9 protein-coding genes are annotated in these 13,395 nt (G+C 72.5%); 5 read left to right on the top strand and 4 right to left on the bottom strand.

Annotated elements, in window-relative coordinates; genetic code table 11:
- Positions 1–74: 74 nt before the first annotated feature.
- Positions 75–539 carry a TetR/AcrR family transcriptional regulator gene (locus ABD211_RS14700; protein ID WP_344130961.1) on the bottom strand — a complete coding sequence of 155 codons (465 nt, stop codon included), beginning with the start codon at positions 537–539 and terminating at the stop codon, positions 75–77.
- A 492-nt stretch (positions 540–1,031) separates the two neighbouring features.
- Here ABD211_RS14700 and ABD211_RS14695 point away from each other — a divergent pair, with 492 nt between their 5' ends.
- The 4 genes from ABD211_RS14695 (at position 1,032) to ABD211_RS14680 (ending at position 3,727) form a co-directional block, all read left to right on the top strand.
- Positions 1,032–1,733 (top strand): response regulator, encoded by a 702-nt coding sequence (locus tag ABD211_RS14695; protein ID WP_344130958.1) that lies wholly within the window; start codon positions 1,032–1,034, stop codon positions 1,731–1,733.
- On the top strand, positions 1,733–2,833 hold the full coding sequence (locus ABD211_RS14690) for a sensor histidine kinase (RefSeq protein ID WP_344130955.1): 1,101 nt from the start codon (positions 1,733–1,735) through the stop codon (positions 2,831–2,833). Before ABD211_RS14695 ends, ABD211_RS14690 begins: the two co-directional genes overlap by 1 nt.
- A gap of 208 nt (positions 2,834–3,041) precedes the next feature.
- Positions 3,042–3,329, top strand: coding sequence for a hypothetical protein (locus tag ABD211_RS14685; protein WP_344130951.1), 288 nt, complete (start codon positions 3,042–3,044; stop codon positions 3,327–3,329).
- Positions 3,326–3,727 carry a hypothetical protein gene (locus ABD211_RS14680; RefSeq protein ID WP_344130948.1) on the top strand — a complete coding sequence of 134 codons (402 nt, stop codon included), beginning with the start codon at positions 3,326–3,328 and terminating at the stop codon, positions 3,725–3,727. Before ABD211_RS14685 ends, ABD211_RS14680 begins: the two co-directional genes overlap by 4 nt.
- Positions 3,728–3,818: 91 nt before the next feature.
- Here the strand turns inward: ABD211_RS14680 and ABD211_RS14675 are convergent, their stop codons facing one another.
- Together ABD211_RS14675 and ABD211_RS14670 are read right to left on the bottom strand one after the other, a co-directional pair.
- A complete protein-coding gene (locus tag ABD211_RS14675; RefSeq protein ID WP_344130945.1) occupies positions 3,819–5,831 on the bottom strand; it encodes a serine hydrolase in 2,013 nt (670 codons plus the stop codon).
- Positions 5,832–5,944: 113 nt separating this feature from the next.
- Positions 5,945–8,785: a helix-turn-helix transcriptional regulator gene (locus ABD211_RS14670; RefSeq protein WP_344130942.1), complete on the bottom strand. Its 2,841-nt coding sequence runs from the start codon at positions 8,783–8,785 to the stop codon at positions 5,945–5,947.
- Between the two features lie 280 nt (positions 8,786–9,065).
- Between ABD211_RS14670 and ABD211_RS14665 the strand changes: the two genes are divergently transcribed.
- A complete protein-coding gene (locus tag ABD211_RS14665) occupies positions 9,066–10,583 on the top strand; it encodes an aminotransferase-like domain-containing protein (protein ID WP_344130939.1) in 1,518 nt (505 codons plus the stop codon).
- Here the strand turns inward: ABD211_RS14665 and ABD211_RS14660 are convergent.
- A complete protein-coding gene (locus ABD211_RS14660; protein ID WP_344130936.1) occupies positions 10,507–13,374 on the bottom strand; it encodes a helix-turn-helix transcriptional regulator in 2,868 nt (955 codons plus the stop codon). The genes ABD211_RS14665 and ABD211_RS14660 overlap by 77 nt on opposite strands.
- Between the last annotated feature and the right edge of the window lie 21 nt (positions 13,375–13,395).

Here is a 13,395-nt window from a genome sequence, read left to right as displayed (position 1 = left end):
AGATCTTATGAAGGTCTCTCGCGACGCCCTTCCGAAGCGCCGAAGCCGCTAACCCGTCGTAGGCGGGGACACGATCAGGTTCCGGCCTCCGGTCGCAGGCCGGCGAGTGTCACAGTGACGAGTCGGTTCCGCCCGGCGTGGGAGGGCAGGTCCCGGGCGGCGGCGAGGGCGTGCAGACAGTAGGCGGCCAGCTCGGTCGCGGGGACATCGTCCCGGACGTCGCCGTTCTCGACCGCTGCGCCGATGAGTTCGGTGAGCATGCCGTGCAGCCGTTCGCGGGCCTGGTTCATGTGGGCGGCACGGTGCAACGGCCCAGTGAGATCCGGGGCGTGGGTCGGGCCGGCCGCGTGGTGGTGCCCGGCCGAGAGTTCGGCGTAGGTGCGCAGCGCGAGGTGGAGGCGTTCGGCAGGGGCGGTCGCGCCGGCGGTGGCCTCGGCGAGTTGGCGTAGGTGTCCGCCGACCTGCCGCTCGTGCCAGGCGACCATGATCGCCCCGACGTCGGGGAAGTACTTGTACAGCGTGGCGCGGCCGATGCCCACCTGCTGCGGACTCCGTCGCCGGTGATCCATGCCGTCGCGGCGATCGCCCTGCTTCTCGTCGCGCTCGTCCTGTCGGTCTACAAGCCGCGCGGACGTACGCCCTGGGGACTACAACCGCCCAGCCGGCGGGCGGAGCCCGCTGTCCAGGGTCCGCCCACAACGGCTGCCGCTCAGGTCAGGGAGTTGCGGACCTGGGTGAGCGGGTCGGCGGAGGACAGGTACACGAGCGGGCGATCCGCATCATCGTCGCGATGAGTCCCGCCACGGCAGCCAGGACGACCAGACCGATGACCAGGTCGCGCCAGGCGGGAAGGCGTGTCGGCGGCCAACTCATCGAGCGCGTCCCGCGCATGGTCGCAGAAGTGGCACGCCGGGGCGTGTACCACGGTAATGGGCGCTGTGGCACGGCTTACCTCGCGTTCCGGGCGGATCAGTTCTCGCCCAGAAGGGTTCGGTGAAGCCGCCGGTCGACGGTGCGGGCAGGATGGGGGCATGACGACCCGGGTGCTGGTGGTGGATGACGAGCAGGCGCTGGCCAAAGTAGTCGCCAGCTACCTCGAGCGCGATGGCCACGAAGTGACGTACGTGCATGACGGCCCGGCCGCGCTGGCCGCCGCCCGGCGGCAGCCGCCTGACGTGGTCGTGCTCGACCTCGGCCTGCCCGGCCTTGACGGCATCGAGGTGTGCCGGCAGCTGCGCACCTTCACCGACTGCTATGTGGTGATGCTCACGGCCCGCAGTGACGAGGTCGACAAGCTCGTCGGCCTCGGGGTGGGCGCGGACGACTACCTGACCAAGCCGTTCAGCACGCGGGAGCTGGTGGCCCGGGTGCGGGCCATGCTGCGCCGGCCGCGCACCGGCCCCGTGGTCGGTGGCGGCCTGGGTGAGGAGCCGCCGCGCGTGTTCGGCCCTCTGCGTATCGATGTCACCGCGCGTGAGGTTCTCGTCAACGACGAGTTGGTCGAGCTGACCCGGACCGAGTTCGACATCCTGGCGGCGCTGTCGGCCCGGCCCCGGTTGGCGTACTCGCGCCGCCAGCTCGTCGACACGGTGTGGGGTGAGGACTGGGTCGGCGACGAGCACCTCGTCGACGTCCATATCGGACATCTCCGGCGCAAGCTGGGTGATGACCGGGCCGCGCCCCGGTTCGTCCGCACCGTGCGGGGCGTGGGGTACCGGATGGGTGAGGGCTGATGTGGCGTATGAAGCCGGGCATGGCCGGCCGGCTGTTCGTCGCTCAGGTTCTCGTGCTGTTGACCGGCGGGGTGACGCTCGGCCTGGTGGCCGCGGCGGTGGGCCCGAGGATCTTCCATGACCACCTCGAGCGGGTCTCCGGTGCGGTCGACGCGCAGGCGGTCGCGCATATCGAGGAGGCGTACGCGTCGGCCAGCGCGGTGTCGATGGGCGTGGGCCTGCTGGTGGCGCTGCTAGCGGCGCTGGCGGTCAGCGCGTACGTGGCCCGGCGGGTGGCCCGCCCGGTCGGCCAGCTCGCCGACGCCGCGTCCGAGGTCGCCGACGGCCGGTACGGCACCCGGGTGGCGTTACCCGGAATCGGCCGGGAGTTCGACACGGTCGCGGAGTCGTTCAACGCCATGGCGGCACGGCTGGCCGACGTGGAAGCCACTCGGCGGCGCTTGCTGGCCGACCTGGGTCACGAGCTGCGCACCCCGGTGGCGACGATCGAGGCGTACGTGGACGCGGCCGAGGACGGGGTGGCCGTCCCGGACGAGGACACCTGGTCGGTGCTGCGCGCGCAGACCGCACGGCTGCGCCGCCTGGCCGAGGACATCGCGGCGGTGTCGCGGGCGGAAGAGCACCAACTCGACCTACACCCGCGGCCCATCGCCGCCGCCGACCTCGTACGCGGGGCGGTGGCAGCCGCCCGGCCAGGGTACGAGGCCAAGGGGGTCCGCTTGCGGGAGCGCATCGACGCGACCGCCGGGCACGTGGACGTCGACCCCGACCGGATGGGACAAGTGCTGACGAACCTGCTGGACAACGCCCTGGCCCACACCCCGCCCGGCGCCGCCGTGACCGCGGCCGTGGACCGTGATGGAACACTTCTGCGGTTCACGGTCACGGATACCGGCGAGGGCATCGAAGCAGAGCATCTGCCGCACCTGTTCGAACGCTTCTACCGCGCCGAGCCGGCCCGTGACCGGGAGCGGGGCGGCTCCGGCATCGGGCTGGCGATCGTGCGCGCCATCGTCGCCGAGCACGGCGGAACGGTCAGCGCCGCGAGCGACGGACCCGGTACAGGAGCCACCTTCACTGTGACCTTGCCGCCGGCGTGACCGCGGCCGGTGCCAAACGCCGGCCAGCCGTCCGGCGGCGAAAGCCGAACACTTCAGGATCCAAAAGTTTCTCAAGATCAGTCAACAATCGCTTGATCTTGCCCACCCTGACTTTCCCGAACGTCGGTCCCCAAGCATTTTGGGGACGGTTCGCGTTACGCGGCCTGCCGCGACACCGCAGCCGTTCATAATGAGGTAGGATGCCGTTATGAACGCTGGGACGGAGGGTCCTGACTGGAAGCGCAAGACGTTCAGCCTGCCGACCTCCTTGGCAGAGTGGGTGGATCGCCGCGCGGCTCGCGGTGAGGCGTCCGCGTACATCGCCGGCCTGATCGAGGCCGACCGGCAGCGCGAGCTGGCCCGAGCCGAGCTGCGCGAATTCGGCTACAGCGGCGACATGGAGATCACCGACGAAGGTCGGGCCGCAGCCCGCGCGCTGCTGGACCGGCAGGCCGCCAGCCGCGCTGCGCGTCGGCGTAAGCACAACGCCGCATGAGTCTCGGCCTGATCCTGGACACCTCGGCGCTGCTGGCCCACGTCCGACTGGAACGCCTGTCCGCCGGCGAACTCATCGGCGAGGTCGCCGACAACGGCGACATCACCGGCGTACCCGCCCTCGCCGCGCTGAAGGCGCTCCCACACGCCAAAGGCGATGATCGCGCACGGCTGGAACGGCTGGTCTCCGGTGACAGCCACACCGTCGTGATACTGCCGCTGACCGCCGACGACCTGCTGGAGGTCGACCGGGTCGCCGCGCTCATCGCCGGCGACGATGGCTGCGCCCAGGCCGTGGTAGAGGCCAACAGACACGGCGTCATGCTCGCCACCGTCAGCCCGCAGGAACTGGGCATCGGCGTGGTCATCCACCCCGGTGACGTCTGCGAACTCTCCTGAGCCGCTGCTTCTAGCCTCGTCCGCGCGGGTCGGCCAGCCGCGCGCCGCCGGCGGCAGGCCGGCGGCACGCGGGAGGTGGCACCGGCGCCGGTCAGAAGTGCGCCGCTGTGATGGCCGCGTTGAGATCGTCGGCGAGGCGGTCCAGGTTCGTCTTGCCGTTCGCGTCCACGTCGGCCGCGATCTCGGCGGTGTTGAAAATGTACGCCCAGTCGACCCCGTCGCCACGCGAGACGGCGAGGCTCGACGTGCCCGCCATACCCCCCGACCGGGCGGAGCCGGCGGCCCGGCCACCCAGACCCCACGCCGCGTGGCTGCCGATGAACGTCGCCACCGCGGGCGCGTTGGCGATAAGACCGCCGCCGCTGTCCATCTCCGCGATGAGGAACGTGCCGTACGCGGCCGGAACGAGCGCGCTCGACGCCGGATCCCAGGCACTGGACCCGACCGCGGCCGCGTCGTAGCTCAGCTCGCCCGCCCGCTTGCCCGACCGCAGTGTGGCCCCGGTGAAGACGCTGCCGTCGATGCCCAGCGGATTGAGCACCCGGTTCTTCAGGTAGGTGATGAAGCTCTGGCCGGTGCGCTGCTCCACGACCAGACCCAGCAGCAGGTACCCGAAGTTGGAGTACCGGTCGTTCGCGGTGTACCGCGCCGAGTCGCCCGGCGCGTACTGCAGCGGCTCGCCGTACATGTAGCGGGCCACGTCACGCTTGCTCACACGCCCGGCCAGGCCCAGCCGCAGCGCGATGTCGCGGCCGGCGAAGACCGGGTCGAACCCCGAGACGTTGCGGACCCAGCCGCCGGTGTGGTCGATCAGCTGTTGCACGGTGATGTTGTCGACCCGGCTGTCCTTGGTCTGGCTCGCCAACGCCACCGAGTTGATTCCCAGGTACGGGAAGACCTTGGTGTTGAGGTTGAACCCGAAGTCCGTGACGAGTGCCTGGATCGCCGCACAGGCGAACGCCTTGCTGACGCTGGCCAGCCGCATCAGGCTGTCCGGCTGGGTGATCGCCGTGCCAGCTTCTGACCAGGTGTAGCCGGACGACACCCGCAGGGTGCCGTTCTTGCGGATGGCGAGCTGCCCGGCGCGGACTCCGTGCCGCTGCATGAAGGTGCGCATCACGGTGTGGATGCCGGCGTACGCCGCTCCCGCGCTGTCGGTCTGGGTCCACTGGCGCGGGACGGGCTGGTCCTGGCTGGCGAACACCGCCGCGTACCGGATGCCGGAGCCCGTCCCGCTGCCCTGCACCGAGATCGGCATGCGGCCGGCCGCCACCTGGGTGTCGTACTCGTTCTGGTACTCGGTGGCGGTCATGCCGTGCCGGGCCGCCCAGCCGCCGACCGAGTCGTCGGTGAACAGCGCCGCGAACTGGTGTCCGTTGTTAGCGTCCACGATCGCGGGCCGCATGGGGACCTGCGTGTAGCCGTCGAACCAACGGGCGTAGCTGGTGCCGTCGCCCATGGGCCCGGCCTGCCACTTGACGGCGCCCGGGTTGGGCAGCCAGATCGCGGCGTACGTGCGGTCGCCGGTACCGCTGCCGTAGACGGCGAGCGACCTGAGGATGAGCTTGCCGTCCCGGGCCGCCTTGTTGGCGTTGGCCAACGTGTTCGCCGTCGTCTCCGCACCGTCCACGAGACCGTGCTTGGCAAGCCAGTTGCCCGGCGTGATCTTCTCGAACACAGCGGCGAAGACCGCGTCGTTACTCGGGCCGGTCGCGGTCACGATCGTCGGCACGTACCCCTGGACGAGAAGCTCGTTGACCTTGGCCTGGTAACTGGCGGCGGAGACGCCGTGCACGGCCGCCCACGCGGGCCCGGAACGCTTGACCCACACCGCTGCGTACAGGGTGGGCGAACCATAGGCGCTCAACGAGATCATCCGGTAGCCCTGCGCCGACAGCTCGTTGTACTTCCGTTGGTGTCCCGCGCCGTCCACTCCGTGGTACGCCGAGAACGGCACCGACGCCGCCCAGGCTGAGGTCGGGGCGAGCAGGCCGGGCACCGCGAGCGCGCCACCGGCGGCGGCACCGGCCACGAGAAGGCTTCGGCGGCTCAGCTGCAGACCGCCGAGCCGGCCGGTGATGGGTAGGTCCGAGTTCGTTGCCATGCCAGTTCCCTTCGACACATGTCGATTCCGGATGTGACATGACCGTACGAAGCACCGCGTGGGTCAGCTGGACCACTCAGCCGGCACTACCGGTGGACCAATCCGCCCGGCGGTTACGCGGTGCGCTCGTCAGCGGCATCCGCCAGGACGCGGGCCATCGCCGTGCGGTTACGCACCTCGAGCTTGCGGTAGACGCTGCTCAGGTGGGTCTCCACCGTCTTCGGGGTGACGTGCAGCTCCTGAGCGATCTCGTGATTGGTACGGCCGGCGGCGGCCCGCTGTGCCACCCGCCACTCCCCCGGCGTCAACCGGCCGTGCGCCAGAGCCGGGGGCCGCGGCTGTTCGCCGCTCCCGCGCAGCGCCCGCCGCACCTGTTCGATCAACGCATCGGCGCCGCACTCCTGCGCCACGCACAACGCTTCGCCCAACGCCGTCCGCGCCGCGTGCGGGTGCCGCAGCCCGATCGCGGAACCGAGCGCGTGCAGCGCCAGGGCCAGTTCCAGGCGGGCCGGGCTGTGCCGGACGACCCGCACCGCCTCCTCCAGAACCTCCGCTCGGGATCGACCGCCCGTCACCGTCGCGACCACCCGCAGCGCGCGGCTGAGCGCCCGCGGCGCACCCCATCGACGGGCCAGATCGAGCTCCTCGACCGCCAGCTCCCGGGCCTCGTCCCGATGCCCCAACGCGTGGTGTGCCAACGCGGCCGCCGTCCGCCACGGCCACACCGCCGGGTTCAGCCAACCGTCCGGGAGGAGACGACGGCCCGCATCCCCGGCCCGCCGCAGCGCCTCCTCCGGTCGCCCCCCGGCCAGCTCGATCTCGGCGTGCACGAGATCCAGCTGCACCTGCAGCGCCGGCCCGGGCGCACTCTCCGCGCCGGCCCAGGCCAGCGCGGCCACCGCGGCGTCGCGACGGCCCCGGGCCAGCTGCACCTCTGCCCCGAACACTCCGGCGTACACGCGTGCCAACGTGGACTGTGGTGTCGCGGTCAACGCCATGGCCGTCCGCGCGTCCTCCTCCGCGTCGGCCAGGTAGCCGCGGTTCGCCAGTGCGTACGCCCGGAACGCGGCTGCCAGGCCGGCCGTGTGCGATGAACCGACCTCGTGAGCCGTTGACCACGCCCGGTCGAGGTGCGTGACGGCCTCCTCGTGGTCGGCGGCGACCAGCGCGACATACGCCAGGATCGGTGACGAGGAGCCCGGATCGTGCCGGGCGCCCGGCCGCGGACGCAATGCGCGCAGCGCGGCGGCCACGGCCGCGTCCCGGTCCAGGTCGATGGCGGTGGCCCACAGGGCGGACAGCGCGTCGAGCCGGTACCGCACCTCAGGGCTCAAGTCCGCCCTGTTGCGCAGCATCTCCAGGTGAGGACCCCCGGTATGCCGCAGATCCACCTCGACTGCGGCGACCGACAGAATCACGGTACGCAGCCGGTGCTCGACGTCGGGGTGTTCGCCGTTCACCTCGGCGAGCATGCGTTCCAGCAGCGCGATCGCTTCGAGGTTGCGGCCCGCGAGGAACGTCGCCCGGCCGAGAAGCTCGGTGATCTCCGCCCGCTCGACCAGGCTGCCGGTAAGGGCCGCGGCCCGCCGCAGGTAGCTGATAGCCGTCTGCCAGTTGACACCTTGAGCGACGGTGCCGGCTGACCGGATCAGCTCGGTGGTCTCCGACCGGCTCGCGGGTGGCTCCTGGATGGCCCGCTCCAGAAACGCGAGCGCCGAGCGCGGCGAAGCCCGGCTGACCGCGTACCCGACTGCCCGGCGCAGCGTGGCGACCACCCACGGGTCGCCGGACGGGAGCGTGACGAGCAGGTGCGCGGCCGCCAGCACCTCCGGTTGCCCAGCGGTGACCAGCATCTGCGCCGCGTGCCGGTGCAGCCGGCTGCGGGTCACCGGGTCGATGCCCGCGTAAACGGCGTCCCGGATCAGTGCGTGAACGAACGCCATCCGTGACCCTGGTCGCAGAATGCCGGCGGGCACCAGCTCACCGTGCAGCCGTCGCAGGTCACCGACCAGACCGCCCAGGCCGGCCAGCTCCGCGAGACCGGAGACCAGGTGCGGATCCGCCTCCTCGCCGAGGATGGCACAGAGCTCGGCCAACCGGACCGCCTCCGGGGTCAGATTCGCGAGCAGCGAGGGGACGCGTTGGGCCAGCGCCGCCCCACCCAGGGCACGCAGTGCCTGCTCGTCGCCGTCCGCGGCGGCGCCACCGGCGCTACGCGCGGCCACGGCCAGTTCGCGCACCAGCAAGGGGTTTCCCCCGGTCAGGCGTCGGCACGACGCGGCCAGCCGCTCCGTGGCAGCCATCCCCGTGGCGGCCGTCACGAGACGGGCGGTGGCCGTCGTGGTCAGCGGCGCCGGACGCAGTGGGATGGCCGCCGGATCCGCGGCCAGCTCCCCCCAGAGACCAGGCTGGGCACCGGGTGGTCGCCCCGCCACGACAACGACGAGGGGCAGGTCGGTCACGCGGGCCGTCAGGTACCTGAGGAAGCGCAGCGACGCGTCGTCCGCCCAGTGGGCGTCATCGACGAGAACGGCGACCGGCGCCTGTCCGCTCAACTGCACCAGTAGCCAGTAGAGCGCGTTCGACGCGGCCAGGTCACCTGACGCAGCCGGTCCGGCGAGGTGCACATCGAGGAGTGCGGGCACCCGATGGGCGGGCCCGCGCAGCAGGCGTACCCGAAGCGCCGTGTCGGCGGCGAGCAGGACCGGCTCCAGCAACTGGCGGACCACCCCGTAGTCGAACTCCCGCTCCAGCTGGCTGCCCCGGGCGCTGAGCACCCGCAGACCGGCCGCGCCCGCGGCGCGGCGCGCCGCCTCCATCAGGGCGCTCTTGCCGATGCCGGCCGGACCTTCCACCATCACGACCCCGCCACGCCCACCGGCACCGGTCGTGAAGGCACGGGTCAGGTGCGTCAGTTCCGCATCCCGCTCGAGCAGAGAGGTGTCGACATACACCCATCGATTTTGCCAGGCGGGATCTCCTAGACCGGTGACGCGGGAACCGCCTCAGGGAAACCCCCAGGATCGGCGGTTGTCTTAGTGACACGTGCACCGTGCGACGCGTTCCCGACCCTGTTACGCCAGCCCGGCGACCTGCACGGATGCGTCGTCCCCCCGGCCGGGGGCGACCCTGGGGTCGGACCCCGATGTCCCCGGGTCGGCCGCCGACCGAGTCTCAAGTCGCGGTCAGGCACGTCCGCCCGACCGACGGGACACCCGAGACCATGGGGGCTACATGCGCGCGGCCGAACAACTCACCGTCCACATAGACCTACGTCGCGACCGGGACGAGCACCTGCCCTATCAGCTGATGGTCCAGCTGGCCGGGGCGATCCGCACGGGGGCGCTGGCCGCGGACACCCGGCTGCCGTCCACCCGGGACATGGCCCGCCTGCTCGGTGTCTCACGTGGGGTGGTGCTCACCGCGTACGAACTGCTGCTGGCAAAGGGTTTCGTGGAGGCCCGCCGAGGGTCCGGCACGTACGTGCGGGCCCTGCGCACAGAGGCGCCGGCGCCCCGCCCCCGCACCCCCGTGGCACCGGCTCCCGCGCCGGCCCGCCGCGTCTGCGACTTCACCCCGGGCCCCGCGCCGGCGCACGCGTTCCCGCTGCCCGCGTGGCGCGCCGCCTGGCGCGAAGCCAGTTACCAGCCGCCGGCGGGCGACGTGGCCCCGCTGGGCTCCGCCGCACTGCGGGAAGCCATCGCCGACCAACTGCGCCGGACCCGGGGCATCGCGGTGGACGCGGACGAGGTGGTGGTGGCAGCCGGCCTGCGCCAGGCCTGCTGGCTGCTGTTCGAGGCCCTCGGCCAGACCCGTGCGGCGGGCCGCCGGGTGGCCGTCGAGCAGCCGGCGTCGGCACACCCCGTCGTGGCGGCCCGGCAGGCCGGGTGGACGGTCAGTGCCCTGCCCGTACGCCACCTGTGCCCCGTCGCGGCAGTGCCGGAGGCGACCAACATCGCCGTGGACGTCGCGGTCGTGTTCGCTGAGGGCAACCACCCGTTCGGGACGGTCATGCCGCTGGACCGCCGCCACGCGATGGTGGAGTGGTCGGAGCGCACCGGCGGGTACCTGGTCGACCTCAGCACCGAGCAGGCCAGCGCGGGCAACGGCTCGCCGCTGCCGGCCCTGTTCACCCTCGCCGCCGGGGAGCGGATCGCCATGATCGGCACGGTCGGGGACAGTCTCGCTCCGGCCGGTCTGGCCTACCTGGTGGCACCGCGCGAGCTGACACCGCTCATGGCCGACCTGATCAGCCGTGACGACGGGGGTGTCACCCGTACGACGCAGGCCGCCTACACGCGGCTGCTGCGCGACGGTGTGCTGGCCCGGCGCGCCACCAGGATCAGCCGCTTCTACGCCGACCGGCGCGATCAGGCGCGGGCCGCATTCGGCGAGTTGCCTCGCCCGGCCCGCGTCGTGATCGGAGCGCGGGGGGCGACCGCTGCCGTCCTACTGCCTGAACCGATGGTCGCCACAGTGGTCACCGGGCTGGCCGCCCGGGGCGTCGCGGTGGTGCCGCTCGCCGAGTTCTTCCCGATCGATCCCGCCGACGCCCCGACCGGCATCGTGCTCGGCCTCGGCCATCTGCCCGACGCGGAGCTGCGCTACGGGATCCAGGCGGTGCGCGCGGTAGTGACGGCGTTAGCGGGACCCGCGACCGACGACAGCTGTCAGGTCACCGGCTCGGACCTGCCACCGCGGCCCGCGCACCGCGCGCGGTCAGCGCGGCGGCCAGCCCGACGCGTCCACTGATGTGAAGCTTGCGGTAGGTATTGGTCAGGTGCAGCTCGACGGTCTTCGGCGTGACGAACAGTGACTCGGCGATGTCGCGATTGGACATGCCCGTCGCCGCCAGTTCGGCGACGCGCCGCTCACTGGTCGTCAGCACGACCGCGGCGCCGGGCTGCACCGCCGGCCGGCCGCCGAGCGTGGCCAGCACCGCGTCGACCCGCGCGAGCAACGGCGGGCAGTCGCACTGAGCGGCGAGCTCGGCGGCGGTGTCGAGCAGCTCCCGCGCCCAGCCACGTTGGCCGCGCTCGGACGCGGCGGCCGCCAGGTCCACCAGAGCCTTGGCGTACTCCAGCCGGGCCAGCGACCCGGCCAGCACGTCAACGGCCTCGGTCAGGAGCTCGAACCCGTCATATGGACCGAGGACGACGCCCGCCACCCGCAGCGCCCGGCCGATGGGTCGGGGCGCACCCCAACGGCGGGCCACGTCCACCTCCGCCAGCGCCAGCTCGGCCGCCTCGTCGACACGGCCGAGCTGCCGCAGCGTCCGCGCGGCCTCCGTACGCCACGGCATGATCGCGGGGTTGTCCCCGCCGAACCAGCCGAAAAGCCGGCCGGCGTCGAGCGCCGCCGCCTGCGCGCGCTCGCCGCCCACCGTCCGACGGAGCAGCCGGGCACGGGTGTCGGCGTAGAAGTACATGGGGCCGCCGCGCGGCGGCTCCTCCGGCAGGCCGGCCCACGCCAGCGCCGCCCGCGCGCCCGGCAGGTCACCGCGTTCGGCCAGAATGTCCGCGAGGAACGGCCCCACGAAGGGCCGTCCCAGGCGTACCCCGGAACGTTCGACCGCCTCGACCGCCGACCGCGCCTCCCGTTCGGCGTCGGCGAGGTTGCCCCGCCACAGTTCATCCAGCGCGGCGAACGCGTGCACGGGTCCGTACGCGCGCACGCTGCCCTGCCGGTAGACCTCCCTGCGGGCGTGGTCGATGCTGGCGGCGGCCCGTTCGTTCTCCGCGGCCAGCAGCGCCAGCCAGCCACAGACGAGTGGGCTGTCGCCGGTGCCCTGCCGCACGAGCAGACCGTCGGAGAGCCCGCGGACGGCGAGCGCGGCGGCTTCCGGGCGCGCTTCGAACGCGGCGCGCAGCGCCAGCACGCAGTCCAGCGCGCGGTCACCCACGGTGGGCGGCGATCCGTTGGTAGCCTGCTGTGTGACCTCGTCCATCAGGTGCAGCTGGTCCGGCTCGACCACGGTCACGTTCACCAGGTACGCGTCGAGCGCGCTGCCCAGCCCGGTCAGTCCCGGCGAGCCGTCCGCCTCGGCGAGCGCTGCCCGCGCCTGCCGCCACGCCCCCACCGCGCCGGCGATGTCGCCCTGGAACAGCCGTGCCTCGCCGAGCCGGAGCCCGATCGTGGCGCGGCCGGCGGCCGACGGCTCCAGGGCGAGCGCCTGCTCCCCGTACCGGGCAGCGGCCGCCACATCGGTGTGCATCGCGACGTCGGCGAGCTGGTCCAGCAGCGGGGCGCGCGTACCGGCATCGGTGACCTCGGACAGCGCGCGGCCCAGGTAGGTATGGGCGACGTCCGGTGCGCCGCGACCCAACGCCGTCTCGGCAGCACGCCGCAGATGGCCGACCGCGTCGGGCGCCTCCGTCGGCGGTACCCGCAGAATGTGTGCCGCGACGAGTTCCGGCTCCGCTCCCACCGACGCCAGATGCACCGCGGCGGCGCGGTGGCCACGCGTGCGACCCTCAGGGCCCAGGTGCTCGTAGGCGGAGGCGCGCAGCAACTGGTGCGGATAGCTCAGCCGCCCGGTGTCCGTGGAGCGCGCCAGCAGCTGGCCACGCACCAGCGGATCCGCGGCGAAGGCCGCCGTCTCGACCGTCACTCCGGCAACCGCCGCAACGGTCGGCAGATCCGACTCCTCGCTGAGCAGTGCGACCGCGTGCGCCACCGCCACCACCTCGGGCGCAAGCGCGTCCAGCCGGGCGGCGACCCGGGAGACGAGGGCCGGTAACCGCACCCCGCCGACCCCGTCGGCGTTCGCGGCGACCGGCTCGATGTGCTGCTCGATGCAACCGCGGGCCAGCTCCGTGAGCAGGAGCGGATTTCCGCCCGTGGACTGGTGACACGCGGTCACGAAGGCGTCGTCGGGCCTGGTGCCGAAGATGGCGCCGAGGACGGCGCCCGCTCCACGCGGTCTCAGCGGCTGGGGTCGCAGGAACGTCGTCGCGGGCTGGTGCAGGATCTCGGTCAGCGCGTCGGGCGCCGGGGCGCCGGAGGTCAGCGCCAGGATCAGGGTGAGCGGCAGTCCGTCCAGACGCGGTTGCAGGTAGGCCAGCAGGCGAAGCGTCGGCCGGTCGACGTGTTGGAGGTCGTCGATGAGGACGGCCAGGGGGCCCTCGGCACACGCGTTGACCACCAGCCGGTACAGCCCATGCAACACGGCGAGATCGCCGACCGGAGCGGTGGCGCCGACCCGGAACACCGACGCGGCCTGAGCGGCGGCTCCGGTCAGCAGGTCAGGTCGGCACGGGCCGGCCGCCTCCGTGGCGAGCATGGGCTCGAAAAGCTGGCGCACCACGCCGTACGCGAAGTCTTTCTCCAGAGAGGAACCGCGGGCCAGGACGACGCGGCGCCCACGCAACCGCAGCTGGTCGCGCAGCTCGGCGAGGAGTCGGGTCTTGCCGATCCCGGCGGGACCCTCCAGCACAATGATCTTTCCGCCGGTGTCCGAGTTCGTCGCGAGGGCTGCGTCCGTGAGGTGGCCGAGGTGCTCCTCCCGCTCCTGCAGCGGCGGCTCAGTCACAGCGGGCGGCATCGATGCCATGCTACATCGACG

The organism is Luedemannella flava, from assembly GCF_039528515.1.
GTDB classification, from domain to species: Bacteria; Actinomycetota; Actinomycetes; order Mycobacteriales; family Micromonosporaceae; genus Luedemannella; species Luedemannella flava.
This window is presented reverse-complemented; position numbering and strand designations above follow the sequence as displayed.